At 62.4% G+C, this 23,874-nt stretch carries 28 protein-coding genes and 1 pseudogene; 23 read left to right on the top strand and 6 right to left on the bottom strand.

Annotated features, from left to right (window positions below; translation table 11 throughout):
* From C41B8_RS17145 to C41B8_RS17135, 3 genes are all read left to right on the top strand, one after another.
* Positions 1-435 (top strand): hypothetical protein, encoded by a 435-nt coding sequence (locus tag C41B8_RS17145; protein ID WP_037341017.1) that lies wholly within the window; start codon positions 1-3, stop codon positions 433-435.
* A gap of 105 nt (positions 436-540) precedes the next feature.
* Positions 541-1,893: a dihydrolipoyl dehydrogenase family protein gene (locus tag C41B8_RS17140; RefSeq protein WP_037341015.1), complete on the top strand. Its 1,353-nt coding sequence runs from the start codon at positions 541-543 to the stop codon at positions 1,891-1,893.
* 115 nt (positions 1,894-2,008) lie between these two features.
* On the top strand, positions 2,009-2,356 hold the full coding sequence (locus C41B8_RS17135) for a YnfA family protein (protein WP_232226111.1): 348 nt from the start codon (positions 2,009-2,011) through the stop codon (positions 2,354-2,356).
* 161 nt (positions 2,357-2,517) lie between these two features.
* On the opposite strand, the gene C41B8_RS17130 is transcribed toward C41B8_RS17135, so the two are convergent.
* From C41B8_RS17130 to C41B8_RS19850, 4 genes are all read right to left on the bottom strand, one after another.
* Entirely contained in the window at positions 2,518-3,837 is a 1,320-nt protein-coding gene (locus tag C41B8_RS17130) for an APC family permease (RefSeq protein ID WP_037341012.1), read from the bottom strand.
* Between the two features lie 106 nt (positions 3,838-3,943).
* The gene (locus C41B8_RS17125) at positions 3,944-4,351 is read right to left on the bottom strand and encodes a hypothetical protein (RefSeq protein ID WP_037341008.1); all 408 of its coding nucleotides are present in this window, start codon (positions 4,349-4,351) and stop codon (positions 3,944-3,946) included.
* A gap of 54 nt (positions 4,352-4,405) precedes the next feature.
* Complete coding sequence (locus tag C41B8_RS17120; protein WP_084189166.1) at positions 4,406-5,938, bottom strand: multicopper oxidase domain-containing protein; 1,533 nt, start codon at positions 5,936-5,938, stop codon at positions 4,406-4,408.
* Positions 5,939-5,999: 61 nt separating this feature from the next.
* Positions 6,000-6,761: a histidine phosphatase family protein gene (locus C41B8_RS19850; protein WP_051883718.1), complete on the bottom strand. Its 762-nt coding sequence runs from the start codon at positions 6,759-6,761 to the stop codon at positions 6,000-6,002.
* A 279-nt stretch (positions 6,762-7,040) separates the two neighbouring features.
* Here C41B8_RS19850 and C41B8_RS17110 point away from each other — a divergent pair, with 279 nt between their 5' ends.
* The 20 genes from C41B8_RS17110 (at position 7,041) to C41B8_RS17010 (ending at position 22,991) form a co-directional block, all read left to right on the top strand.
* The gene (locus C41B8_RS17110; RefSeq protein WP_051883717.1) at positions 7,041-7,385 is read left to right on the top strand and encodes a PadR family transcriptional regulator; all 345 of its coding nucleotides are present in this window, start codon (positions 7,041-7,043) and stop codon (positions 7,383-7,385) included.
* Between the two features lie 161 nt (positions 7,386-7,546).
* Positions 7,547-8,878, top strand: coding sequence for an arylsulfotransferase family protein (locus C41B8_RS17105; RefSeq protein WP_051883716.1), 1,332 nt, complete (start codon positions 7,547-7,549; stop codon positions 8,876-8,878).
* 220 nt (positions 8,879-9,098) lie between these two features.
* Positions 9,099-9,446, top strand: coding sequence for an ArsR/SmtB family transcription factor (locus C41B8_RS17100; protein WP_037341003.1), 348 nt, complete (start codon positions 9,099-9,101; stop codon positions 9,444-9,446).
* 10 nt (positions 9,447-9,456) lie between these two features.
* Entirely contained in the window at positions 9,457-9,867 is a 411-nt protein-coding gene (arsC, locus tag C41B8_RS17095) for an arsenate reductase (glutaredoxin) (RefSeq protein ID WP_037340992.1), read from the top strand.
* Positions 9,868-9,878: 11 nt separating this feature from the next.
* A complete protein-coding gene (gene arsH, locus C41B8_RS17090; protein WP_232226110.1) occupies positions 9,879-10,595 on the top strand; it encodes an arsenical resistance protein ArsH in 717 nt (238 codons plus the stop codon).
* A gap of 26 nt (positions 10,596-10,621) precedes the next feature.
* The gene (locus C41B8_RS17085) at positions 10,622-11,929 is read left to right on the top strand and encodes an arsenic transporter (protein ID WP_037340986.1); all 1,308 of its coding nucleotides are present in this window, start codon (positions 10,622-10,624) and stop codon (positions 11,927-11,929) included.
* Positions 11,930-12,229: 300 nt separating this feature from the next.
* On the top strand, positions 12,230-12,622 hold the full coding sequence (locus tag C41B8_RS17080; RefSeq protein ID WP_051883715.1) for a MerR family DNA-binding protein: 393 nt from the start codon (positions 12,230-12,232) through the stop codon (positions 12,620-12,622).
* A gap of 131 nt (positions 12,623-12,753) precedes the next feature.
* Positions 12,754-12,966: a heavy-metal-associated domain-containing protein gene (locus C41B8_RS17075; protein ID WP_037340975.1), complete on the top strand. Its 213-nt coding sequence runs from the start codon at positions 12,754-12,756 to the stop codon at positions 12,964-12,966.
* A gap of 3 nt (positions 12,967-12,969) precedes the next feature.
* On the top strand, positions 12,970-13,620 hold the full coding sequence (locus C41B8_RS17070) for a cytochrome c biogenesis protein CcdA (RefSeq protein ID WP_037340974.1): 651 nt from the start codon (positions 12,970-12,972) through the stop codon (positions 13,618-13,620).
* Positions 13,621-13,653: 33 nt separating this feature from the next.
* Positions 13,654-16,077: a heavy metal translocating P-type ATPase gene (locus tag C41B8_RS17065; RefSeq protein WP_037340973.1), complete on the top strand. Its 2,424-nt coding sequence runs from the start codon at positions 13,654-13,656 to the stop codon at positions 16,075-16,077.
* Positions 16,078-16,097: 20 nt separating this feature from the next.
* On the top strand, positions 16,098-16,712 hold the full coding sequence (locus tag C41B8_RS17060) for a class I SAM-dependent methyltransferase (protein WP_037340972.1): 615 nt from the start codon (positions 16,098-16,100) through the stop codon (positions 16,710-16,712).
* Positions 16,713-17,243: 531 nt separating this feature from the next.
* Positions 17,244-17,744 (top strand): DUF411 domain-containing protein, encoded by a 501-nt coding sequence (locus C41B8_RS17050; protein ID WP_232226109.1) that lies wholly within the window; start codon positions 17,244-17,246, stop codon positions 17,742-17,744.
* 35 nt (positions 17,745-17,779) lie between these two features.
* Entirely contained in the window at positions 17,780-18,121 is a 342-nt protein-coding gene (locus C41B8_RS17045) for a hypothetical protein (RefSeq protein ID WP_037340969.1), read from the top strand.
* Positions 18,114-18,404 carry a hypothetical protein gene (locus tag C41B8_RS17040; RefSeq protein ID WP_037340967.1) on the top strand — a complete coding sequence of 97 codons (291 nt, stop codon included), beginning with the start codon at positions 18,114-18,116 and terminating at the stop codon, positions 18,402-18,404. Before C41B8_RS17045 ends, C41B8_RS17040 begins: the two co-directional genes overlap by 8 nt.
* 75 nt (positions 18,405-18,479) lie before the next feature.
* Positions 18,480-19,115: a peroxiredoxin gene (locus C41B8_RS17035; protein ID WP_037340965.1), complete on the top strand. Its 636-nt coding sequence runs from the start codon at positions 18,480-18,482 to the stop codon at positions 19,113-19,115.
* A 209-nt stretch (positions 19,116-19,324) separates the two neighbouring features.
* On the top strand, positions 19,325-19,987 hold the full coding sequence (locus tag C41B8_RS19845) for a DsbA family protein (protein WP_232226108.1): 663 nt from the start codon (positions 19,325-19,327) through the stop codon (positions 19,985-19,987).
* Positions 19,988-20,062: 75 nt separating this feature from the next.
* The gene (locus tag C41B8_RS17025) at positions 20,063-20,698 is read left to right on the top strand and encodes a class I SAM-dependent methyltransferase (protein WP_037340962.1); all 636 of its coding nucleotides are present in this window, start codon (positions 20,063-20,065) and stop codon (positions 20,696-20,698) included.
* Position 20,699: 1 nt separating this feature from the next.
* Complete coding sequence (locus C41B8_RS17020; RefSeq protein ID WP_051883712.1) at positions 20,700-21,485, top strand: TVP38/TMEM64 family protein; 786 nt, start codon at positions 20,700-20,702, stop codon at positions 21,483-21,485.
* Complete coding sequence (gene nrtS / locus C41B8_RS21215; protein WP_051883711.1) at positions 21,485-21,739, top strand: nitrate/nitrite transporter NrtS; 255 nt, start codon at positions 21,485-21,487, stop codon at positions 21,737-21,739. Before C41B8_RS17020 ends, nrtS begins: the two co-directional genes overlap by 1 nt.
* Positions 21,740-21,821: 82 nt before the next feature.
* Positions 21,822-22,991, top strand: coding sequence for a protein-disulfide reductase DsbD family protein (locus C41B8_RS17010; RefSeq protein WP_037340961.1), 1,170 nt, complete (start codon positions 21,822-21,824; stop codon positions 22,989-22,991).
* On the opposite strand, the pseudogene C41B8_RS21250 reads toward C41B8_RS17010, so the two are convergent.
* Both C41B8_RS21250 and C41B8_RS17005 read right to left on the bottom strand, forming a co-directional pair.
* Positions 22,945-23,126: pseudogene (locus tag C41B8_RS21250) on the bottom strand (hypothetical protein); the annotation flags it as partial. The gene C41B8_RS17010 and the pseudogene C41B8_RS21250 overlap by 47 nt on opposite strands.
* A 49-nt stretch (positions 23,127-23,175) precedes the next feature.
* Positions 23,176-23,781, bottom strand: a complete 606-nt coding sequence (locus C41B8_RS17005; RefSeq protein ID WP_037340959.1) for a cation efflux transmembrane domain-containing protein — start codon at positions 23,779-23,781, stop codon at positions 23,176-23,178.
* Positions 23,782-23,874 lie beyond the last annotated feature (93 nt).

The raw sequence follows: 23,874 nt of genomic DNA, 5'->3' as shown, positions 1-23,874 counted from the left end.
ATGAGCTTTGGACGTCAATCATTCGGTCTCGTGGGCTCGCTATTCGTCAGCGCCTGCTGTCTGGGCGCCGGTCCGATCCTCGCCGCCCTGGCGGCGGCCTTCGGTTTCAGCGCTTTTCACTCCGTTCTCAATATCTATGTATTGGCGCCGCTGATGACGGTCTCAGTGCTCTGGATAATGTGGAACCTGAGCATTCAGGGCCGCGCGTTAGCCGGCGCCGTCTCGCGCTACGCCCCCTTCTGGATAGGCCTGGTGGGCGGTGCGCTGGCGTGGGTGGGCGTGATTCTGCCGCATGTGCTCATGGGCACACGGCCGACCGGAACCGCCCTAATTATTGTCGGCATGGCCCTGTTGGTGGGCGCCTCGGTCTGGAGTCTGATCGATCAACGCCGCCGCTATTCCAAGGCGAACTCCTCGGTTCACTCGAACGTCTGATGTGTCAGCTTCGATAGTCGAATTCGCTGAATCGCTCATTAAAGCAGTCGCCGGTTCCCAAGCAACGTGAACCCTCGATTTAGCCCACTTCAAGAGGCCCCAATCATGGCTCAATCATTTGATCTCATCGCAATCGGCGTCGGCATGGCGGCCGTCAGCGCGGCTCACAAATGCGCCGCCGCGGGCTGGTCCGTGGCGGTCGTGGATGAATTGCCATACGGCGGCACCTGCGCATTGCGCGGCTGCGATCCAAAGAAAATTCTGCGCCGTGGCGCGGAGATTATCGATGCCGCGCAATTGATGCAGGGCAAAGGAATCGAAGAGCATGGCTTGAGAATAAACTGGTCCGATCTGGTCGCACACAAGCGTAGTTTTACCGAGAAGATGCCGGATACCATCGAGAACGGGCTAGAAAAAAACGGGATCACGACGCTTCATGGATCCGCCCGCTTTGTCGATAACCATACGATCGAGGTCGAGGACGAACGCTTTCACAGCCGCTACGTACTGGTGGCGACCGGTGCCATACCGCGCCCTATCGATATCCCCGGAGCCGAACACCTGATCGACAACGAGCGGTTCATGGCGCTCGAAGCGCTGCCGGACCGCCTGCTGTTCGTTGGCGGCGGCTATATTTCCTTCGAATTCGCCCACATGGCGGCGCGTGCGGGCGCTCATACCACGATCATCGATCGTGGCGATCGGCCCCTGAAAGCGTTCGATCCCGATCTGGTGGACCAACTGGTAGCGCGTAGCACCACGGCGGGCATCGATTTTCGGCCCGGTACGACGCTGAAATCGATTGAGAAAACCTCGGATGGCTTCGTTGTTATCGGCGAGCAGAATGGCAAATCGCAGCAATGGACCGTCGACCGCGTCGTGCATGGCGCGGGCCGCGCGCCGGGGATCGAGGCGCTTGATCCGGCGGCCGCTCATATCGAGGCGGGCCCGCGCGGTGTAGTGGTCAACGAATATCTGCAAAGCGTTTCCAACCCCGCCGTCTATGCCGCGGGGGATGCCGCCGACACGACCGGCCTGCCGCTGACGCCAGTCGCGGTGTTCGAGGGTAAAGTCGCGGCCTCCAATATGCTCAAGGGCAACCATAAAACCCCGGACTATCGCGGCGTGCCCAGTGTGGTGTTTACCGTGCCCGCGCTCGGCCGCGTGGGGATGCTTGAGTCAGAGGCCCGAGATGCCGGCCATGATGTCAACGTCAAGTTCACCGATACCAGCGGCTGGTTTTCCAACCGGCGTATCGGCGAGCCGTATGCGGCAGTCAAGATTATTGTCGACAACGCGAGCGATGAGATCTTGGGCGCCCATCTGTTCGGGCCCGGCTACGCGGAATTGATCAATATATTCGCACTCGCGATCAAGCTGGGTCTCAAAGTTTCCGATTTGAAGACGATGGTGCCGGCCTATCCGACCGTCGGTTCGGATTTGGGCGCGATGCTTTGAATGTCGTCGCGCTTGATGTACCGGCGCTTGCCGGACCGGTGGCACGGCGGGTGCGTCGTAGGTGCGAAAATGTTGGTCCGTGTCGGCCCCTGAAGGCCGGCCCGGATACGACGCGATGATGATCCGATTTTATGCCGCCAGCGCTGCCATTTATCTGGGCGCGGCCCTGGCCGAGATCGCCGGTTGTTTTGCGTTCTGGGCGTGGCTGCGTCAGGACAAGAGCGCGGGATGGCTCATTCCCGGATTGCTGTCGCTCGCCCTGTTCGCGTATCTGCTGACCCGTATCGATGTGAGCGCCGCCGGGCGAGCGTATGCCGCCTATGGCGGGTTGTATATCGTCACATCCTTGGGCTGGCTTTGGTTGGCCGAAGGGATACGCCCCAACGGCTGGGATGCGGCGGGCGCCGGATTAGCGATCGCGGGAGCGTTGGTTATCTTGGTCGGCACGCAGGTGACGCGGTGATTAGGCGCTCGCCGAGTGGCAAAGCGGCGTTCGCCACGGCATTGAAGAACATCGCCGGCCGCTGCCAAAGCGAGTTGATAAAGATCACGGTCATGCTGCGGCCCTGAGTCGGTCTGAAAGTCCGCCGCCTGTGGACGCTTCATCAGCAGTGCCTATGGCGGCTACTTATCTTGCTGCCAGGTCAGGATCGCTACACCGTGCCAGAGCCAACCGATCGCCAGGACCATGATGCCCGCGATCCAAACCGGCGTCTCCACCCAAAACGACAGCCCCACACAGCCGCCCAGGCCGAGCCAGGAGACAAAACGCGGATATCGCCGCGCCGCCACGGGTAGCCGCAGCGCGGCCGCGTTGGTCAACGCGTAATAGATCAGTACGGTGAACGCCGAGAACGACCAGGTCGTTTCGACGTTGCCGATGAGCGTCAGGGCCAGCACGATCAGACCTACGACACCGACCGCAACGTACGGGGTGACGTCGTTTCGATCCAGCCGTGCCAGCACGCCGGGCATATCCCGGCGCCGACCCATGGCCAGCAACACCCGCGACAAACCGAGAATCAGGTTGAGCAGGACGCCGAGCATGGCGGTGATTGCGCCAATGGCGATCAGCCAGCCCACGCCTGGCACAACAAACGCCTCGGCGGCTCGCTGCAATGGGGCCGCGTTGCCGGTCGTGGCCGCCGCCAGCGGTCCTGCGCCTAGGGTTCCGATGGCGACCACCGCTACGGCGATATACACCAGCGCCGAAATCGCCAGCGTGGCGATGATTGCGCGCGGAATTGTGATACGCGGCGCACGCACTTCCTCGCCCAGCGTCGCGATACGCCCGTAGCCGGTGAAGGCGACGAACATCAAGGCCGTGGCGTACAGCAGATCGGTGGCGCCCACCGGCTGCCCGCCGACCGTGAAATCGAACAGCGTGGTGGCGCCGTGGCCGACCGTCGCCGGCAGGCCCGCGAGCACGAAGCCGATCAGCGCGATCAGTGTGACGCCGACAATCAGCGTGTTCGCCCGATTCGATCGCCGCATGCCCGTCAGCACGATGGCGGTCAGGGCGATGACCGCGAACGCGGCGATCGGTACGCGCCAACCGGTGTCGATGTGGAACCGATAGAGCAGATAGCCGGCAAAACCGAGCGCGGCGGTGGCCGCCGATGCGCTCTTGGCGCTGATAAACATCCACCCGGCGGTAAAACCCAGCCACGGCGACAGGAATTCATAGCCGTACTCGTAGGTGCCGCCGCTGACCGGATGGGCAGCGGCCAGTTGGGCCGCGCTCAGCGCGTTGCAGAGGGCCAGCAAGGCCGCCAGCGCAATCGCCGGAATCACCGCGCTGCCGGCAATACCGGCGGCCACGCCGATACTGACGAACACGCCCGTGCCCAGGATCGCGCCCAGGCCCATAAAGATAGCGCCGCCCAGACCGAGCTCGCGGCGCAACTGCTTCCTGTTGGACTCGCTGGCACCATTTTTCGTCATGACCGCCCCGTACTTTGTTGCCCGGCATCGCGCCTGACCCTCCCCCCGGGACGGTCGCCGCGCATCTTGCTTATCTGATACCCGAACGAGATCGAGTCACGCGTTCTTACAGGTCTTCGGTGAGCATCGCCTGGACCGCCTGGGCAAGGTAGTGGGCGGGTGGCTCGTCATGCAGCGTGACGGCGATACGCGCGGCTTTAATCGCTTTGCGGGCACGTACGCGGTTGGCCGAATGGTGGGGAAGCGCGTCCAATGCAGCCTTGCCGTGACAGGGATCGCCCGCAGCGGCCTGGGAGTCACGCCCCGGCGGGCCTTCCAGGCAGTTGAGCACATGGTGTAGGTGCGTCTGTATCGTCTCGAGCTTATCCGCCTTGGCGGCGTAACCGGCGTGCTCGGCCGCGATCCGGAACGGCGCGGGCGCGGAGGCGGCCAATGCGCTACCGCCGCTGATTAACACCACCAGGGCAATGACCGGCGGACATACGGTGACCGGGATACGTCGGCGTAGTGACATGGAAGCCTCCTATCTTTCGTGAACGGGTACGCGATGTTCGCCGCGCGAAACGGGCTACACCACATCAAAGAGCGTCGCGAAGCCATAGTCCAGATGCTGCTGGTTGTGACAATGGAAGAAATGCAGGCCGGTGTGCTCTGCCTTGAAGTCGAACTCCACATGGCCGTAGGGCCGGATCATGACCACGTCTTTCATGATCCCCGACGTGCGCTTGCCCTCGATGTTGGTCAGCTCGAAGGCGACGCGGTGCAGGTGCAGCGGGTGCGGATCGTCGTTGTTGTTCTCGCAGACGATCCGATAGCGCTTGCCCCGGTCCAGCCGGATCGGGTGGGTCTGCTGCTGGAAGGTCTTGCCGTTGACGGTCCAGCGGTTGAAGCCGCCCTGGCCGCCGTTGATCTTGCCGAACACGAGCTTGACGGTGTCGTCCGGCGACTGCGGCGCACGGTCGCTGCCGAACAACGTGTAGTCCCAGGGTTTTTGGCTCGGCTTGCCCCATTGCGGTTGACCGCTTTTGCCGGCGTATTCGACTACGATGCCCATGCCGCGGCGGCGGTCTTCATCGAGTACGCTGCCGAAAATCCACACGCCCGGATTTTTCATTTCGACAATGGCGTCGATGCGTTCGGCGACGCCCAGTTCCAGGGCATCCACTTGCGCGGGATGCGGTACCGGGTTGCCGTCCAGCGCCACCACCTTGAACGTATGGCCGGGCAGCGCGAAACGCCGGTGCTCGGTGGCGCTGGCGTTGACGATATGAAACAGCACGCGCTCGCCCTCGCGTACCCGAATCGGCTCGCCGTGGCCGAGCATCTTGCCGTTGATGGAGAACAGCCGGTAGCCGATCTCCAGCCCGTTGGCCTTGCCGTGCTGGCTTTCCTCGCCTTGCTCGTGTTCCTCATCGGCCTTGTCGGGGTGCAGCGGCGGCATGTTGACGCGCTCCTCTTCCTCGCCTTTGCTGGTAAAGAACGGCTCCCATTCGTGGGTGACAAGGAAAACCTCCCGGTCGTAGCGGCCGGGGTCGTCCTTCGGTTCGATATACACGACGCCGTGCTCGCCGGTATAGGTGCCGCGATGAAGATCCTCGCCGGCATAGATGTGGGTGTGTTGAAAGCGGAAGCCGCGCGGGCCGGGTCGATAGCGGATGCGCTGCATGCCGTGGGCGGGCACATAGGGCGAGGCTTCCTCCGGCGTGCCGTCGGCGGCGACGGGGATGACCTGGCCGTGCGGGTGGATAGTATTCGGCACGTCGGTATCGTTGTAGATATCCATCGTGAACGGCCGGCCTTCCTTCAGCCGCAGCAGCGGCCCGGGCGCCTGGCCGTTGTAGCCGGTGGTGCTGACGATGCGCCCCGGCGCAAGCTCCACCAGCGCGGGACCGATGTGAAAGGTCGCGTCGGCCGGCCCCAACGCGTTCGGTAAACCGCCAGCGGTAGCCGTGCCCGCTGCGGCGTGGGCAAACGACGGCAGCAACACGGTCGCCAGTCCCGAGGCGCCGGCCGCGCCGGTGGCTTGCAGAAACCGCCGCCGGCTCGGGCTGTGCGGTGTGTCGGGGCGGTTGTTATCGCGGTCATCTGTTTTGAACGTCATCGGTTTTTCCTTGCAAACGGGTTCGCCATTAGGTGGTGTATTAGGCGTGGCGATTGCGCGACTATTGCGAGCTCGAACCCGACTCACGTGCCAACTCGGGCCACGCGCGGCGTCCGATCCGGGCCAGCAGCCGCGGCGGCCCATCCGGATCAGGTGCAAATACCGCGACCTCGCCCGGCGACAGCGCGGCCAGCACCGCGGGTTCGGGATGCGCGGTGGTCAGCTTGCTGGTGACGTCGACCACGTCCTTCCCCGGCGGCGGCGCGTTCGACAGAAGAGCGGCTATCGCGTTCTCGTAGGCCGCGTCGCCACCCCGGTCTTTCCAGGTGCTGGCCGCATCCAGCCGCGCCTCGGTATGCACCGGACCGACGTTCAGCAGCCGGGCGGTGGTCTCGGTACGGCACAGCCGGGCGGCGTTGACCCGGGCGATCGGCAGGTTCAGCGCTCGCATGCCGGCGCCAACCGCGCGTGCCTGGGTTTGGCCTTTCGCAGTCAGTTGGCTTTGCTGGGCGCAGTTATGGGCAGCAGCCTGGGCGTCGGTCACTTCGCCGGGGCGGTCATCGCGCGCGCCATGGCGCATCCAAAGAATCAATCCGCCCTGGCGCAAATGTTCGACCAGCGCTTGCCCGGTCACGGGGCCGACGACCGCCTTGGGCGCTACTTCTTGCGCGGTTCCGGAAGCCATCCCGTGGGATGACCGGTCCATCGCCGAGCCGCGCTGCATCGATTGACCGGCCGCGGACGCGACGCTCGCGCCGAGTAGCGCCAGTACCAGTCCGACGCGGCCGAGTCCGAGCAACGAGGTTTTGTATGTCGACGTCATGGTGCTCTCGTCCTGTCTTGCGTGCGGAAAACAAGCGGTTGTCATAGCGACGGCAAACGGCCTGTGAGGCGTTGGCCAGCCACGGAACAAAACACTGATTCCCTTTCGATCGAAACGCCTGCATACTCACCGCATCTAATATCGTAAGTCAATATCGGGAACGGATATCAAGCGCTACAATGCACGTTCCCGACACTATACGAAGGCTGCCCATGCTCGGAGATTCCACAGGTCCGGCCGATAGGTTCTACACTGAGGCGGCCCATTCATCTCGATACCATGCTCGTGCTGCGCCAGTTCTTTCTCGGTTTCATCAAGATTCATATCCTGCACCACGCGGCGCAGCAGCCGGTGTACGGCCAGGCGCTGATAGCCGAACTTCAGCACCACGGCTACGAAATCAGCCCCGGCACCCTTTATCCCATCCTCCACGGCTTGGAAAAGGCCGGCTATCTGACGCGCGAGGACCGGGTTATCGCCGGCCGGCGGCGCAAGTACTACACCGCCACCGAGTCGGGGGCCGAGGCATTGGCCGAGGCCCGCGAGAAAATCCGCGAGCTGGTCGATGAGGTGGTCGACGGGCAGGGGCCAGAAGATATCGAATCGCGCTCGGACCCTGGCTGAGGGTGGCCGCCGGGCAGCGATTCTGCGGCCGCGACATCGCCATTCAGATCACAAGAATCACAGCCGCCGCCGTGAGCTCCTGGGGCCGACGTGCGCTTATTCCCTCATGACAACGATGATCGAATCGGCGTCGTATCTTCGTTATCGCAAGGACCATACGAATGGATAAAACAGATCGGATCGGGTTCGCGGGTTTTTTCATCGCCTGCCTGTTCTTGGCGTTTTTGGTCGGCAGCTACGTCATCCTCGCCCGGGTGTTTCCGTATCAATACTTCGACGACGCGTACAAGGCATTCCATGCCGTTGTCGAACAGCGCTCGGTCAGCAACCGTTATAGCCAGACCGATCAATGGCGCCCGGCGCGCACGGACAAGCGCAGGGTGACGATCTACGATCCGAAACGCGCTTACAACGGCTACACGCTGTATACGTCCGCAGGCGGCAGCTACGCCGCGTTGATCGACATGAAAGGCCAGGAAGTGCATCGCTGGTCGCTGCCTTACAGCAAGGTCTGGCAAAAAACGCCGGAAGGACACGATGCGCAGTCGGACCGGCTGATCTATTGGACCAAGGCCGTGATGTATCCCAACGGTGATCTGGTGGCGACCTATATCTCGGCTGCCGATACACCGTGGGGCTACGGCCTGGTCAAGCTCGATACCGATTCCAACGTCATCTGGAAATATCACGGCGCCACCCATCACGATATCGATATCACGCCCGACGGCCGGGTTCTGGCGATTTCGAACGCGTTCAGCAGCCAAGTGTTGCCAGAGTTTCCCAACCTCGCCAAGCCGCATCTGGAGGATTTTCTCGTCGTCCTCAATGGCAAGACCGGCAAGCCGATCAAGAAAATCTCGCTGCTGAACGCGTATTACAACTCGCGCTATCGGCCGCTACTCGAGACCGCCCCGTCCCAGTATCTGGAAGATCCGCTGCACACCAACAACGTTCAGTATATCGGGGCAAAGTTGGCCGAATCGTTCGCCCCCGCACACGGCCAGGCCGAACAGGCTTTAATGTCGTTCCGTACGCCGAGCACCGTCGGCCTGATCGATATCAAAAGCGGCCAAATCACCTGGATGGCCCGCGGGCCGTGGCTGGCGCAACACTCACCACGGGTGCTGGCCAACGGCCATTTCAACGTATTCGACAATTACGGCCATTTCCGACAAGGCAATGCGTCTCGGCTGCTCGAAATCGATCCGAAAACGCTGGGCATCGTATGGCGCTACCACGGGACGCCGCAGCACCCGTTGCAAAGCCGGATCCGCAGCGAAATCCAGCAGTTGCCCAACGGTAACCGGTTGGTCACCGAGTCCGACGGCGGTCGGCTGTTCGAACTGACGCCCGACGGCACGATCGTCTGGCAGTTCATCAACCCGGTGCGCGGCGGCGATCACGACCAGTACATTCCCGTGATCTGTTCCGGTCATCGCATCAAGCCAGACCGGTTGACGTCGGCCTTTCGCAGCGAGCTGGAAAAGCAATAAACGACTTTCACACAATGATCTACATGGGCGACTCAACGAACCCTGCCGGGGTTAAGCGGGTTGCTTTTTACTGCTCTCGCCCCTGACAGCACTCATTTTGCAAGTTGTCAATTAGGCCTTCGAGATGCGAGCATTCCGATATCTCTGGTTGTACTGCGTTTAACGCTTTTTTCGGTGCAAGTTTGCTACTATTGTCCAATATGTCTATATTATTGGACATATGGACGAAAAGGACGCCATCGCTCGTTTTTCAGCAGTCGCTCAAGAAACACGACTCGCGGCGTTTCGACTGCTCGTCCGCCACGAGCCGGACGGGCTGCCGGCCGGCGAGATCGCGCGCCTTCTGGATGTGCCCCACAACACGATGTCGGCGCATCTGGCGGTGCTGACGCGGGCCGGTCTGGCCGTATCACATCGCCAAAGCCGCTCGATCATTTATCGCGCCAACCTCGCCTGCATCGAGCAGACCATTCGGTTTCTGGTGCGCGATTGCTGCAATGGGCGCCCCGAGGTCTGCCAACCACTGCTGAAATCGCTCACCGATTGCGTATCGCCACCGGACGATTAGAGGATTTTTTATGCGCCCGCTGATCTATCACAACCCGAACTGCGGCACGTCCCGCAACACGCTGGCCATGATCGAAGCCTCCGGCGAGACGCCGGAAATCATCGAGTATCTGAAAAATCCACCGTCGCGTGAGCGCCTGATTGCGTTGCTGGATGAGATGGCGATGCCACCGCGCGATTTGCTGCGCCGCAAGGGCACGCCCTATGACGAACTGGGTCTGGACGATCCCGCGCTGACTAACGATCAACTGATCGACGCCATGCTGACGCATCCGATCCTGATCAACCGGCCGATCGTGGTGACCGACCAGGGCGTGCGCCTGTGTCGCCCGTCCGAGCGAGTGCTGAATCTCCTGGACGAGCCGATCGCGACGTTCACCAAGGAAGACGGCGAAGTCGTCACGTATTCGAAGGCGATCTGATGGCGCATCGCATGAATTTTCACGACCTGCCCCACATCGATCCAGAGTCGCTACAGCCAATCGATATCGATACGTTGGTTGGCCCGAATAACTCGCGGCATGCGCCGCGCATTCTCATTCTTTACGGCTCCCTTCGGTCGCGATCCTATTCGCGCTTTCTCGCCGAGGAAGCCGCGCGCCTGCTGCGCTGGTTTGGCTGCGAGGTCCAGCTATTCGACCCGTCGGGTCTGCCGCTGCCCGACGATGCCGAGGCGGATCACCCGCGCGTGCAGGTGTTACGCGAACTGGCCACCTGGTCTGAGGGCATGGTGTGGATCAGTCCTGAGCGCCACGGTGCGATGACCGGCATCATGAAGGCTCAGATCGACTGGATTCCGCTGTCGCTGGGCGGCGTGCGCCCGACCCAGGGCAAAACGCTGGCCGTGATGGAAGTCTCCGGCGGCAGCCAGAGCTTCAACGCGGTCAATCAACTGCGCGTGCTGGGTCGCTGGATGCGCATGGTCACGATTCCGAACCAGTCCTCGGTGCCCAAGGCGTTCGGCGAGTTCGACGACAACGGCCGCATGAAGGATTCGCCGCTGTATCGGCGCGTGGTCGACGTCTGCGAGGAACTCGCGAAGTTCACCTGGCTGATGCGTGATCGAGCTGAGTATCTGACCGATCGCTATTCCGAGCGCGTCGAAAGCGCCGAAGAAACCTCCCGCCGGGTCAATCAAGTCGCGCACTAAGCGACACCGCGACCAAGGAGCCGTTTATGCTGGCGCTGGCTATCTTCGTCGTCACGCTCGTGCTCGTCATCTGGCAACCGAAAAACCTCGGCATCGGCTGGAGCGCGCTGGGCGGCGCGGCCATCGCGCTTGCCACCGGCGTGGTGCAGTTCTCCGATGTGGCGGTTGTCTGGAATATCGTCTGGGATGCCACCTTCACTTTCGTCGCGCTGATCATCATCTCGCTGATCCTCGACGAGGCGGGCTTTTTCTCCTGGGCGGCGCTGCACATCGCGCGCTGGGGCAACGGGCGCGGACATCTGCTGTTCCCACTGATCGTGCTGCTCGGCGCCGTCATCGCCGCATTTTTTGCGAACGATGGCGCGGCCCTGCTGCTCACGCCGATCGTGATCGCCATTCTGGTTCGGCTCGAGTTCTCCGCCTCGGCGGCGCTGGCCTTCATCATCGCGACCGGCTTCATCGCCGACACCGCCAGCCTGCCGCTGATAATCTCGAACCTGGTCAACATCGTCTCGGCCAACTTCTTCGACGTCTCGTTCGATCGTTATGCCGCGGTCATGGTGCCGGTCGATCTGGTCTCGATCGCCACGACGCTGGCGGTGCTCTGGCTGTATTTCGGCCGACGCATTCCGCGCCGCTACCCGGTGGATGCATTGGACAAGCCCGCGAGCGCGATCGTCGACCCTTATGTGTTCCGTGCGGCGCTGCCGGTGCTGGCCGTGCTGCTGGTCGCGTATTTCGTACTCGCTCGCTGGCACGTGCCGTTCTGTGTCGTCACAGGGGCCGGCGCGTTGGTTTTGCTGGGGCTGGCCGGCCGCTGGTGGCGCGGTGGGCGAGGTGCCGTTCTGCCGCTCGGCCCGGTCCTGCGCAATGCGCCCTGGCAGATCGTGCTGTTCTCGATCGGCATGTATCTGGTGGTCTACGGCCTGGGCCAGGCCGGGCTGACCCATTACGGCGCGACCGTACTCGAATGGCTGGGCCAGCAGGGCCCGTTCGTCGCCACGCTCGGGACCGGCTTTATCGCCGCACTCGTGGCCTCGGTGATGAACAACATGCCCTCGACGCTGGTCGGCGCGCTGGCCATCAAGCAGGCGCAGGTACCCGAATTGACCCACGAACTGATGATCTACGCGAACGTGATCGGCAACGACCTGGGGCCGAAATTCACGCCCATTGGCAGCTTGGCCACGCTGCTTTGGTTGCATGTCCTGGCCGGCAAAGGATATCGCATCGGCTGGGGCCAGTACATGAAGGTCGGTCTGGTGCTGACGCCGCCGGTACTGCTGGCCACACTGATCACGCTGGCGATCTGGTTGCCGCTCATCTCGATGTAGATTGACCATTTGTGCTGCGAGCAAGTGTTCGGCCTTGCGATGGGTACGAGCGCGATACGGTCGCGTTCGGCTGTGTAAGGCTCAGTTCGCCCGGTCGCATGCCTGCTGACTGATTAATCATCCCTTGGCCGGCACGTTGGGCTCGGTGTTCGGTCCGCGCCCCACATTGCTGATACTCGGCGCCATTGCCTCGATTGCTTGGGCTTTGACCCGCAGTTATGGCGGTATGAATACAAGCGCAACCTGATATGCCACAACTGCCCCGAACCCACTTTCCGATGAATTCGAGGATCCCATTCTATGCCCAGCATCGGTGAAACTGCCCAGCAGACCGGCCTATCCGTCGATACGTTGCGCTATTACGAGAAAATTGGGCTCATGCCGCGGATCGCGCGGGATAATCGCGGGCGACGACGCTATGAATCGCGCGATCTAGCGCGGCTGCGTTTCATCCGGCGCGCCCAGCGTTGCGGTTTCTCGCTGGATGAAATCCGGATATTGCTCGAATCGCGAAGCTGTCGTGAGGCCGCCCAGCCGGAGGTCGCACGGCTGACCGAACAGAAACTGCAAGAGATTCAGGCCCGCATGGCCGATCTCGATCGGCTGCAACAGGAACTCGGGCAATTGCTGCAGTTGTGCCGGGGCAGCGATCAAGGCTGTCCGATTATCGACGGCTTGGATACGTCCGAGTGAACGCGTTCGGCGCCCGGCCCGGCCGCTTAAATAAATTCTTGACCTGGAGTCGACTCCAGGGTCTACGCTCATGTGAAATGCAAACAGGGTCTAAGCCGACGCGGCGAACCCCTTAATCACAGGAGCGTTCCATGCAAACAACGACGCTGACCGTCGACGGCATGCACTGCCAAGGCTGCGTGCAGATCGTACAGAACGTAATCGAGCAGCAAACCGGCGTCAAAGGCTGTTCCGTGTCATTGGCTGACAAGCAGGCACGTATCGCCCATGACGCCGAAACAGTGTCTTCCGAGGCGCTGGCCCAGGCCGTGCAGGACGCCGGCTATGCCGCCGCGCCGGCATAAGCCTTGGAGATCGCACAGGCTGGAGCGCTGGCTGCCGGCCTTGGGCTCCTGGCTTTCGTGGAGCCGTGCTCGGTCGGCAGCCACCTGCTGTTTTTGAAGTTCCTGGACCGGCTGCCGGAGCACCAGCGTTTGTACCAGACGCTGGTCTTCACCTTGGCCCGGGCCGGACTGATGGCGGGGCTCGGCGTGCTAGCGGCCGTGATCGGCGCCCGATTCATGGGTATCCAGCACGGCTTGTGGATGGTGCTGGGCAGCTTGTATGTCGCGCTCGGGCTGGCCTATCTGGCCGGCGGCGCGCCGTGGCTGATTCGCCAGAGCGATCGCTTGTTGCCTCGCGTACCGGCGACTTCCGGCGGCGCCGCGCTCGGTGTTTTGTTTGGATTCAACATCCCGGCCTGCGCGGCGCCACTGCTCGCAGTATTGCTCGGCGGCGCGGCCGCCCAGGCCGCGGCCGGCGGCGGTGTGGCCTATGGCGGTGTATCCCTGCTGATTTTTGGGCTGGCCCTGTCCAGCCCGCTCGTGCTGGCGGTGTTCACCCAGCGCGGGCGGCGGCTGTTGAATGCGATCGCCCGTTTTGCCGCCCGCATGCCGCGCGTCACTGGCGCGGTGCTGGTGCTACTGGGTTTCTGGTCGATCGGGCTGGCTTTTTATTGACCGAACATCCCCGCCTCAACCCGGAGTATTGTCATGAATGATGCCACCGTTAACTCCGACGACTTCCATCCCTGGAGCGAAGAAGCTACCGGCGACTCGAATATCCGCCGCGTGCGTGCCCATATCGGCGGCATGCACTGCTCGCTGTGCACCGGCACTATCGAGCGCGCGCTGGGCGCCAAACCCGGCGTGCAGCGGGTGGCGGTCAGTCTGACCCATGAGCAGGCGCTGGTGGAATACGACGGCGGCGAGACCGACGCCGCCACCCTGATGGGCACGCTCCAGCAGATCGGCTATACCCTGAGCGATCCGCGCAAGGTCGAACCCTTCGAGCGCCAGGAACAGGCGCTGGCCATCGAGCGTAACCGCTTTGTGGCGGCGCTGGCCATGAGCCTGGCCGCGGTCGGGCTGATTGTGGATACTGCCAGCGCCTGGACCCTGGGTTTGTCGGCGCTGGTTTATGTCAGCCTGGTCGGCTTCGGCTATGCCGTGCTGCGCGGGCGCGGGCCGGCCATCGCGCTGACCGGCAGCGCCGGCCTGGCCGCCGGCGGGCTGACCCTGTTCGGGCTGCGCGCGAGCGGCGTGCTGGCCGGCACCGAGCCGCTGCTGGTCGGCGCGCTGGCGCTGGCCATGATGTTCGGGTTGGCCCGGCACATGGGCGTCATGGCCTTCCAGGCGCTACGTCGCGGCATCCTCAATCAGCACGTGCTGGTCGAGATCGGCGCCTTCGCCGGCCTAATCGGCGGCGCGATCGGCCTGGCGGCACAACCCGCGGGCTATCCGACGGCGGCGTTTTTCGCGGTGTCGGTGATGGTGCTGACCTATCACTTATTTTCCGAATGGCTGTCGCTAATCGTCAAGACGCGCAGCGCGCAGTCGGTCAAGCGGCTGCTGGATCTGCAGCCGGAGACCGCGCATGTGGTCACCGACGGCGACGAACAGGATCTGCCCGTCGAGCAGATCACGGCGGGCATGCAGGTGCGGGTGCGTCCGGGTGAGAGTATTCCGGTTGACGGCGAGATCGTCGGCGGCCATTCGGCGGTGGACGAAGCGCTGATTACCGGCGAGCCGCTGCCGGTGGAAAAGACCGCCGGCGATAGCGTTGTCGGCGGCGCCATCAACGGCACCGGCACCCTGCTGATCCGGGTCACGGCGGTCGGCGACGAGAGCTTTCTGCATCAGGTGATTTCCAGCGTGGAAGACGCCCGTGCGCTCAAGCCCGGCCTACTGCACATCGTCGATCGCGTGTTGCAGGTCTACACGCCGACCGTGCTGACGATCTCGGCGCTCGCGTTCGCCGCCTGGACCCTCGGTCCGGTGTTGCTCGGCGGCGACCCCGAATATCAGCGGGCGGTGTTCGCCGCGCTGACGGTGCTGGTGATGGGCTATCCCTGTGCGGTCGGCATCTCCGCGCCGCTGTCGATCGTGCGCGGCGCCGGCGAGGCGGCCGACAAGGGCGTGCTAATGCGCACCGGCGAGGCCTTCCAGGCGCTGCGCAAGATCGACACCGTAGTCTTCGACAAGACCGGGACCCTGACCGAAGGCCGGCCGGCGGTGCGCCATATCGAAAGCCTGGATGACGACGAGGACGCTTTGTTGGCCCTGACCGCGGCCGTCGAGGCCGCTTCCGAGCACCCGCTGGGCCGCGCCGTGGTCGAGGCCGCACTCGATCATGGTCTGGATTTCCCCGAGGTGGCCGATTTTCAGGCCGAGTCGGGACGCGGGGTGACGGCGCGGATCAATGGCGACGACATCCGGGTGGGCAGCCCCGCCTTCCTGAGCTCGGCGGGGCTGACGCTCGACGCCTTGAACGACCACATCGAAGCCTCGGAACAACAGGGTCATACGGTGATTGTCGTGGCGCGCGGCGAGCACTTGCTCGGCGCGATTGCGCTGGGCGATGCCTTGCGCGCCGATACCGTCGACACCGTGGCCCGGCTGCACGAGCTCGGCATCCGCACGGCGATGTTCACCGGCGACAACGAACGCACCGCCCGCCATATCGCCGAGCGTGCCGGCATCAACGAGGTCCACGCGAATGTGCTGCCGGCCGACAAAGCCGAGCGGCTGCGCGCCATGCAGCGCGACGCGCGGATCGCCATGGTCGGCGACGGCATCAACGACGCCCCCGCGCTGATGCAGGCCGATATCGGCATCGCCATGGGCTCGGGCGCCGACATCGCCATCGATGCCGCCGATATCATCATCCTCAACGGCCAGGTCGGCGCCGTGATCACGGCGTGGGAAATCAGCCGTTGGGGCTATCGCAAGATGCTGCAGAATGTGGGACTGGCCTTTGCCTTCAACGGCATCGGTATTCCGCTGGCCGCGACCGGCCTGATCTATCCGGTGTGGGCCATGGTCGCGATGGCGGCGAGCGTGACCGCCATCTTTGTCAACTCGCTGTGGCAGCGGCCGGCGATGTTTTTCGATACTGTGGCGAGCGTGGGCGAGTAGCGAATACATGAGTATGAACGATGGGACTCTATAACGACGTAGTTCTGCCACGGCTTTGTCACCTGGCCATGCGCAATCGCCACCTCGTACCGTATCGTCGGCGCGTGTTGGCCGGCGCGCAAGGCGAGGTGCTGGAAATCGGCATCGGCTCCGGCCTCAATCTGCCGTTTTACGGGCCACACGTCCGCGGCATTCACGGTCTGGAGCCGTCACCGCAATTGGTCCGCCTCGCGGAGCGCGCGGCCGGGCGCTCGAACCGGCCGGTTTCGCTGATCGAGGGTTCGGCGGAAGCCATTCCGTTCGATGACAAGAGCCTCGACACGATCGTGACGACCTGGACGCTGTGCAGCATCCCGCATGCGGATCGGGCGCTCGCACAAATGCGTCGTGTGCTCAAGCCTGGCGGTCGGCTTCTGTTCGTCGAACACGGATTGGGGCCCGAAGAGGCCGTGAGAAAATGGCAGCACCGTTTGACCCCGGTATGGTCAAAGGTCAGCGGCGGCTGTCATCTGAACCGTCCGATTCAAGCACTGATCGAACACGCAGGCTTCGACGTGGCGCGGCTCGAGACCGGTTATATGAAAGGCCCCAAAACGATGGCCTTCATCTACGAGGGCGACGCCCGACCGATATGACGCACGCTGAAAACTATTTTTGACGCTTTACACGCTTTTACCTTGTCATCGTCATAAAGAGCGCCTATATTATAAGTCTTATGAAGCGGCTTGTTCCTTCCATCCTGATCACGCTGTTGATCTTAGCCAGCGTGCTGGCCAGTCCAGCCGTCATGGCGTGGTCGATGCCGTCTTCATCAAGTCCGTCAACGGCGTGCGCGCTATGTCAGGCCGATCCTGCGAGCCAACAGCACGCGCCGCCCGCGACCACGACCTGCGTTCTCGCCATGTGCAGCATGACGGCTGACACAAACGATACCGCAGCCGCGCTCGTGTTGCCCCCGAGGGCCATCCCCGGCTTTCATCTGCGCGCCCATCTGGGCCGAATGCTGTCGGGCCCCGACCCCTTCCCTCCGCGTTTCATCCGCGTTTGACCTGATCGGCGCTTACCGCGCCTCACGTCCGGATTTCACTGAAGTTCTGCCGACCTGTACGGGTCGGCCGGCCTAACCGCCGTCGCGTTGCGTAATGCACGTACGTTGCATACGCAGCATGCGGCTCGGCCGCGTCATCCGGACGCTTTGTATTCAAGTCACGTGGAGTTACATCTGGATGAAACAATCTCTCAACCGCGCCGTGGCGATATTCTCGCTCATGGTCTTCGCGTTGGCGTTTACCGGCACGGCTGTCGCCGCGCCGGTGGCCGCAACGCTGTACCACAACCCGGGCTGTCATTGCTGCGAGCAATACGCGCAATATCTCGACAAAGCGGGCTACGACGTCAAGGTCGTCGATACCGACGATATGGCCGCCTTGAATCAAAAGCACGGCGTACCGCCCAAGTTGGCCTCCTGCCACACCATGACGATTGGCCACTACGTCGTCGTCGGCCATGTACCGGAGCCGGCCATCGCCCAACTGTTACGCGAGCAACCCGACATCGAGGGCATTTCGCTGCCTGGCATGCCGGCCGGCTCGCCTGGAATGAAGGGCAAAAAACAAGGGCCGTTCGTCGTCCGCACGCTAAGCGGCGACGTGTACGGCACGTACTGAGCCATGGTTAATACCCATTACAAGGAGTCCCTGTTATGAGCTGCTCTAAAAACCAAACCAAGAGTTCCGACCCGCAAGCCAAACCGCAGCATCCGGCGCTGCACTGGCTCAAGCGTCAGCGTTTGATGATTGGCGGTCTCGCGATCGTCGGTCTCGGGCTGGCGTTCGGCTGGAACGGGCTGGCGGCCGCCGGCGTTCTACCCATTCTGCTCAGCACGCTGCCGTGCCTGATCATGGTGGGCATCTGTATGAAAAGCATGCAGTCCTGTTCAAAAAACGAACAGAAGGCCGAAGCGGCCCACGCCCCAGCCAACGATTCCCCGGCACTACTGCCGGGACCTTCCCCCCAACGTATCGAGGAACAAGACCATGCGTAAGACACTGAAAGCATTCACCGCAGCCACCTTCATCGCGGCATCGGCCGCCATCGCAACCGCCTCATTCGCCGCCACGTCGAGTGATAACGACTCTGGCGCGGGTGAAATGGGGCAGATGATGAAAAATAAAGATCATATGGGTCAGGGCATGATGGGCAACGGCCAAATGCCCATGATGCAGATGATGACCGAAATGAACCAGATGATGAGCAACTGCAACAAGATGATGGAGGCCCAGATGAAAAAATCCGATAGCCAGAGCGGCAGCGCCGACAAAGGCTGATTCGGGCCTTTAACAGCAGCCACTCGTTATGAGTGGCTGCTTTTTACCGATTATTTTAGATTTGAGGAGCAAACGATGAGTTTACGACTAGGCGATACCGCCCCGAACTTCACGGCCGACACCACCGAAGGCCGGATCGATTTTCATGAGTGGCTCGGCGACGGCTGGGGCATGCTGATGTCGCATCCGGCCGATTTCACGCCGGTCTGCACGACCGAGCTGGGCGCGGTCGGCGGTCTCAAGGAAAAGTTCGCCCAACGCAACGTGAAAGCCATCGTGGTTTCGGTGGATTCGGTGGACGATCACAAGCGCTGGTCGTCGGATATCGAGGAGACCCAGGGTCAGGCCGTGAATTTCCCGATCATCGGCGATTCCGACCGCAAGGTCGCGGAACTTTACGACATGATCCACCCGAACGCCGGCGATACGTCGACGGTGCGCAGCGTGTTCATCATCGATTCCAACAACAAGATCCGCATGACGCTGACCTATCCGAAAAGCGCCGGGCGCAACTTCGACGAGATCCTGCGAGTGATCGATTCGCTGCAGTTGACCGACAACTACAAGGTGACCACGCCGGCGAACTGGCAGGACGGCGACGATGTGATCGTCTCGCCCGCGCTGTCCGACGAGCAGGCCAAGGAGCTGTTCCCGGCCGGCTGGAACGAACTCAAGCCCTATCTGCGCATGACCAAGCAGCCGAACAAGTAACGCCGATCCAACCTCACAGCCCCGGACACCCCATGTCCGGGGCTGTGTTCGAGGGCGTTATCGACCCCTTTTGAAACGATGTCGAGGGCTGGGCCAGTCGAGCACTGGCTGGCCGCGACACCCTTTCTTTCCTCACAGCGCGATAAACCAGCATGAAGAGAACTGACAAAGCGCCAAGCAGCCTGTTCGGGATTCTGTTCATCCCCGCCGTGATTGCCGGCGTACTGATTATCGCCGCGATCATGCTGATTAGCTTCCGGGGCGGCTCGAAAGCTTCGACCGACTCCGACAATCCGCGCAAGCTCGATCAGAGCACAATGACCGCATTCAGAACACAGTATGACGCGCTCGGCGTGGCGGTCGGCCACGACAACGCGCCTATCACCATCCGCGAGTTCGGCGATTACCAGTGCCCCGCCTGCGGCGCCTTCGCACCCACCGCTCGACGAATACGTCAAGACTTGGTCAAGTCCGGCAAGGCGCGGTTCATATTCTTTGATTTTCCCCTACCCATGCACGCCCACGCGCAGCAGGCGGCCGAGGCCGCGCGTTGCGCGGCGCGTCAACACAAATTCTGGCCCTATCACGACCGTCTTTACGAAACGCAGGACCAATGGGCCGCCACGGACGATGCGACCTCTAGTTTTCTCGATATCGCCGTCGAAACTGGTCTTGACGCCGACAAGCTCGAGCAGTGCCTGAAACACAATAAAACCGACGCCGTTATCGCCAAGGAAAAAAACGCCGGCAAAGCTATCCGTCTGCGCGCCACGCCCACCGTGATTGTGGGCGATACCTTGTTTTCCGGGGTGGTGAGTTTCGATCGGATTCAACAGGCGGTAGCAGAACAAAGCCCGTCCGGCCGCGACTGAATGGATAGGGTGCGCTTGTGATCGATGCACCCATCCAATAACAGGACAGGCAATAACAAGACAGGCCGGCGCCGCATGCCCACGAACGACCCGCACGATCGTATTACCCAAGAGTATGCTGGCCTCGCGGATACTTACGACACCCGGTGGTCGTTCTACGTTGACGCCACCGCACGCGCCACCGTGGCGCGCCTGCCGCTATGTGACTCCGACCGGCTGCTCGATATCGGTTGTGGCACGGGCGTGCTGCTGCGTCGTTTATCAGCCATTCACCCAGCGGCCCGGCTGACGGGCGTCGACCCGGTGCCCGAGATGCTGGCGATCGCGCGTCGCCGGCTCCCGTCCGCCGTCGAACTGCAGCGTGGATGGGCCGAGACACTGCCGTTTGCCGATCGGCAGTTCGATGTCGTGGTTTCCTGCAACATGTTCCATTACATCGCCGAGCCCGATACCGCGCTGCGGGAAATAAAACGGGTTTTGCGGCCCGACGGCCGGCTCGTCATCACCGATTGGTGCGGTGATTATCTGATGTGTCGCGTTCTGGATGCCTACCAGCGCCTGTTCGGACGGGCGCATGGCCGGGTGTATCGTACGCGAGAATGCGCAGCGTTGGTTGAACAAGCCGGTTACGCGACAGTGGACACCGAGCGCTACAAGATCGACTGGCGATGGGGCCTCATGACCGCCCGGTTTACGGCAATCTCGGACTGACATGGAGATGACTTCCGGCACACTGCTGGTTTGTATCGCACTCGCCCTGATCGGTCTGACCTTGTTGATCCTGGCGTCGTGCGGATTACTGTACGCCGCGAAAAACGGCCGGCGCGGGTCTCTCTTGGCGGGCGGGCTCGTCCTGACCGTCGTCCTGTTGGGCATCGACATCATCATTCTGTGGTGTCTTATCGAGTACAGCCTGGCTGGCGTCAATTTCAGTATCGACGGTCTGCCGGCGCTGATGGCACAGGCCGGCCTCTGGGCGCCGCTGGCTTCCATCGCCCTGATGGCGGCGCATTCCTTCGTGCCTTTTCCGGCCGAGGTGATCGCCGTCGCCAATGGTGTCGTATTCGGCCCCTGGCTGGGCGTGCTGATCACTTGGTCGGGCGCCATGATCGGCGCGCTGCTGAGCTATGAAATAGCGCGCGCACTGGGCCCAGCCGCACGAACCCGATTGGTGCCGAGGCGATACCGCGCACGGCTGGATGCCTTCACGATCCATATTGGCGTTGCGCCCCTGCTGGTAGCGCGCCTGCTTCCGATCGTTTCATTCAACCTAATCAATTACGCCGCTGGTCTGGCTGGTGTGCCCCGCCTGACATTCGCCTGGACAACCGGCCTGGGCATCCTGCCATTGACCGTGATCAGTGTCTTGCTGGGCAGTCATGCGTTAAGACTACCGGTGTATGTCTGGATTGTCGTCGGGTTCGGCGCACTGCTTTTTCTATTGGCGACGCGCGCCATCCGCCGCGTCCTCGTCGGCGCCCATCAAAGGAACCATTGATGGCCCGCTTAGCACACATTTGCCGGAGTTGTGTCGCGGACGGCGTGCCACGCCGGTCTTTTGTCGTGGCGTTGATCGTGGGCACAGTCCTCAACTTGATCAATCAGGGCGATGCGCTGCTCAGCGGGGACCACCTCAATCTCGTGAAACTGCTGCTGACCTACGCTGTGCCTTACTGCGTGGCCACCTACGGCGCCGTGTCCTTTCGCTTGACGACCGAAAACCGAACACCTTCCGGGCCAAGGGCAACATGAGCGTGTTTGATAACACAGGTTTCCGACGACATCGAAACGCTTCGCGATCGGGGCCCGACGGTTCAACAGGAAAATACGGACCATGACTCTTGGGCCATATCTGCTGATCGCGGTCGCCGCCGGTGTCTTGCTCAATCTGACGCCGTGCGTGCTGCCTGCCTTGCCGATCAAACTGCGCAGCATCGCCCGCGTGGTCGGTAGCGGTGCGCGGCAGCGCCTGCTCGCGGCCACCGCGCTGCTCGCCGGTACGCTGACGTTTTTCGGCGGCCTCGCCCTGGCGACCGCTTGGCTGCACTGGACCTGGGGCACGCTGTTCCAGGCGTTCTGGTTTCGGGCGGTACTCGCTTTCGTGCTGGCGGGCCTCGGTGTCTACAGCCTGGCGGGCCGCGGTCTGCAGCCACCGCAGTGGTTTTATCGGATACAGGCCAACGGCTACGCCGAGCCGTATCTGGCCGGCCTGCTGTCAGCCATCCTCTCGGCGCCCTGTACCGGCCCTTTCCTCGGCGGCGTCATGGCGTTCGCGCTGACGCAGGCGCCCAGCACCATCCTGGCGCTGTTCCTGGCCGTCGGCGTGGGTCTGGCCTTGCCCTATCTCGTGCTGTTGGCGCGCCCCGGCTTGCTGAACCGGATACCCCGCAGCGGACCATGGCTCTCGCGCATACAACAGGTTCTGGGGCTGGTACTGCTGGCGGGCGCGGTATTCTTCGCCACCACCGTCGTGGCCCCACGATTCGGCACACTCCTGTGGAGCGGCTGGCTCGGCGCGCTGACCTTCTGGCTGTTGCGCGCGTTATGGGTTGGGCCGGGGCTCGGCGCGAGGATGGTACCGGCGCTGGTTCTGGCAATCGTCGCCGTGAGCGCCGCCGCGATCGAGATCAACCAGGGTAATGCCGCCGAGCATGGCCTACCGTGGCAACCGCTGACCGAGCGTGCGCTGGCGGCCGCGCGCGTTGACCACCGCCCGGTATTGATCGAGTTCACCGCCGACTGGTGCATCAACTGCAAGGTTCTGGAACAGACCGTTTACTCCAACGAGACAATCGTTCGTGCGGTCACAACCACGGACATGCAGGTTCTCCAGGCCGATCTGACCCGGCCCGATGCGCGCCTCGATGCTTACCTACGCGCGTTCGGCGGGGCCGGCCTACCGTTCGCCGTGATATTAACTCCCGATGGCACAATCCATCGGCGGCTACCGGATCTGTTCACCGTCGGAACTCTAAAGACGGCCATCGAAACCAGCGTGAACTAGTACCCTCGTCTATGGGGTCAATTTGAAAGCGACTGTTATCTGCCACCGGCTCACCTTCTTGCTCATCGAGATACTCCTGAATCATTTCATTCGTAAGATTGCCCGAACTCACGCCAAGTAGCCTCGGGCCATCAATACGATGTTGGCCAGATCGCCCACGGCGCTTCCTTGAAAACGCGCCCGTTTACTTCGCAGTCTTTTTTTCTTCGCGTGCCTCGCGCACGATGCCGATCGCCTCCTTGATAATGTAGAGACCAAGCGCGGTGCCAATGATCAGATCAGGTGCGGCATTGTTCAGAACCAGCACCAGCACGCCGGACAGGATCACCGCCACATTGGCAATTACATCGACCCGGGTGAATAGCCAGGTCGCCCGCAGATGCACCTCGCCATGGCGAAAACGCCCCAGCAACCGGAGAACGATGGTATTGACGGTGAGGGACACAAAAGCGATCCCGATCATCCAAGAGCCCTCGGGCTCGCTGCCTATGACCGCACGCCATACGACACCGGCCAGCACGACTAAACCCAGCAGCAATAGCATCGACCCGCTCAATTGACCCGCAGAGGCCTTGAAACGTGCACTGCGTGTCACTGCGGCCAAGCCGATCGCATAGGCACTGGCGTCCGCCAGCATATCCAACGAATCGGCGACCAGCCCCATGGACTGGGCGATAAGGCCGACCGTGATGCCGACCACGAACATCGTGGCGTTGAGCGCCAGGGCGATCCGTAGGATTCGGCGCTCGGCCTCGTTGCTCGCTTCGACGTGACAGCCGCAATCGCTCATTTCATGTCCTCTTCTTCGCAAACATCGGCGCGAGCTATATGCAAGTCTGGTGTATGGAGACTTGATCAAGCGGCGCTCCGGCGGTCCTGGGAA

Source organism: Salinisphaera hydrothermalis C41B8, from assembly GCF_000732535.1.
Taxonomy (GTDB): Bacteria; Pseudomonadota; Gammaproteobacteria; order Nevskiales; family Salinisphaeraceae; genus Salinisphaera; species Salinisphaera hydrothermalis.
This window is presented reverse-complemented; position numbering and strand designations above follow the sequence as displayed.

Coding starts and splice junctions, on each gene's coding strand:
- C41B8_RS17145 (WP_037341017.1), top strand. CDS start 1: ATGAGCTTTGGACGTCAATCATTCGGTCTCGTGGGCTCGCTATTCGTC.
- C41B8_RS17140 (WP_037341015.1), top strand. CDS start 541: ATGGCTCAATCATTTGATCTCATCGCAATCGGCGTCGGCATGGCGGCC.
- C41B8_RS17135 (WP_232226111.1), top strand. CDS start 2,009: ATGATGATCCGATTTTATGCCGCCAGCGCTGCCATTTATCTGGGCGCG.
- C41B8_RS17130 (WP_037341012.1), bottom strand. CDS start 3,837: ATGACGAAAAATGGTGCCAGCGAGTCCAACAGGAAGCAGTTGCGCCGC.
- C41B8_RS17125 (WP_037341008.1), bottom strand. CDS start 4,351: ATGTCACTACGCCGACGTATCCCGGTCACCGTATGTCCGCCGGTCATT.
- C41B8_RS17120 (WP_084189166.1), bottom strand. CDS start 5,938: ATGACGTTCAAAACAGATGACCGCGATAACAACCGCCCCGACACACCG.
- C41B8_RS19850 (WP_051883718.1), bottom strand. CDS start 6,761: ATGACGTCGACATACAAAACCTCGTTGCTCGGACTCGGCCGCGTCGGA.
- C41B8_RS17110 (WP_051883717.1), top strand. CDS start 7,041: ATGCTCGTGCTGCGCCAGTTCTTTCTCGGTTTCATCAAGATTCATATC.
- C41B8_RS17105 (WP_051883716.1), top strand. CDS start 7,547: ATGGATAAAACAGATCGGATCGGGTTCGCGGGTTTTTTCATCGCCTGC.
- C41B8_RS17100 (WP_037341003.1), top strand. CDS start 9,099: ATGGACGAAAAGGACGCCATCGCTCGTTTTTCAGCAGTCGCTCAAGAA.
- arsC (WP_037340992.1), top strand. CDS start 9,457: ATGCGCCCGCTGATCTATCACAACCCGAACTGCGGCACGTCCCGCAAC.
- arsH (WP_232226110.1), top strand. CDS start 9,879: ATGAATTTTCACGACCTGCCCCACATCGATCCAGAGTCGCTACAGCCA.
- C41B8_RS17085 (WP_037340986.1), top strand. CDS start 10,622: ATGCTGGCGCTGGCTATCTTCGTCGTCACGCTCGTGCTCGTCATCTGG.
- C41B8_RS17080 (WP_051883715.1), top strand. CDS start 12,230: ATGCCCAGCATCGGTGAAACTGCCCAGCAGACCGGCCTATCCGTCGAT.
- C41B8_RS17075 (WP_037340975.1), top strand. CDS start 12,754: ATGCAAACAACGACGCTGACCGTCGACGGCATGCACTGCCAAGGCTGC.
- C41B8_RS17065 (WP_037340973.1), top strand. CDS start 13,654: ATGAATGATGCCACCGTTAACTCCGACGACTTCCATCCCTGGAGCGAA.
- C41B8_RS17060 (WP_037340972.1), top strand. CDS start 16,098: ATGGGACTCTATAACGACGTAGTTCTGCCACGGCTTTGTCACCTGGCC.
- C41B8_RS17050 (WP_232226109.1), top strand. CDS start 17,244: ATGCGGCTCGGCCGCGTCATCCGGACGCTTTGTATTCAAGTCACGTGG.
- C41B8_RS17045 (WP_037340969.1), top strand. CDS start 17,780: ATGAGCTGCTCTAAAAACCAAACCAAGAGTTCCGACCCGCAAGCCAAA.
- C41B8_RS17040 (WP_037340967.1), top strand. CDS start 18,114: ATGCGTAAGACACTGAAAGCATTCACCGCAGCCACCTTCATCGCGGCA.
- C41B8_RS17035 (WP_037340965.1), top strand. CDS start 18,480: ATGAGTTTACGACTAGGCGATACCGCCCCGAACTTCACGGCCGACACC.
- C41B8_RS17025 (WP_037340962.1), top strand. CDS start 20,063: ATGCCCACGAACGACCCGCACGATCGTATTACCCAAGAGTATGCTGGC.
- C41B8_RS17020 (WP_051883712.1), top strand. CDS start 20,700: ATGGAGATGACTTCCGGCACACTGCTGGTTTGTATCGCACTCGCCCTG.
- nrtS (WP_051883711.1), top strand. CDS start 21,485: ATGGCCCGCTTAGCACACATTTGCCGGAGTTGTGTCGCGGACGGCGTG.
- C41B8_RS17010 (WP_037340961.1), top strand. CDS start 21,822: ATGACTCTTGGGCCATATCTGCTGATCGCGGTCGCCGCCGGTGTCTTG.
- C41B8_RS17005 (WP_037340959.1), bottom strand. CDS start 23,781: ATGAGCGATTGCGGCTGTCACGTCGAAGCGAGCAACGAGGCCGAGCGC.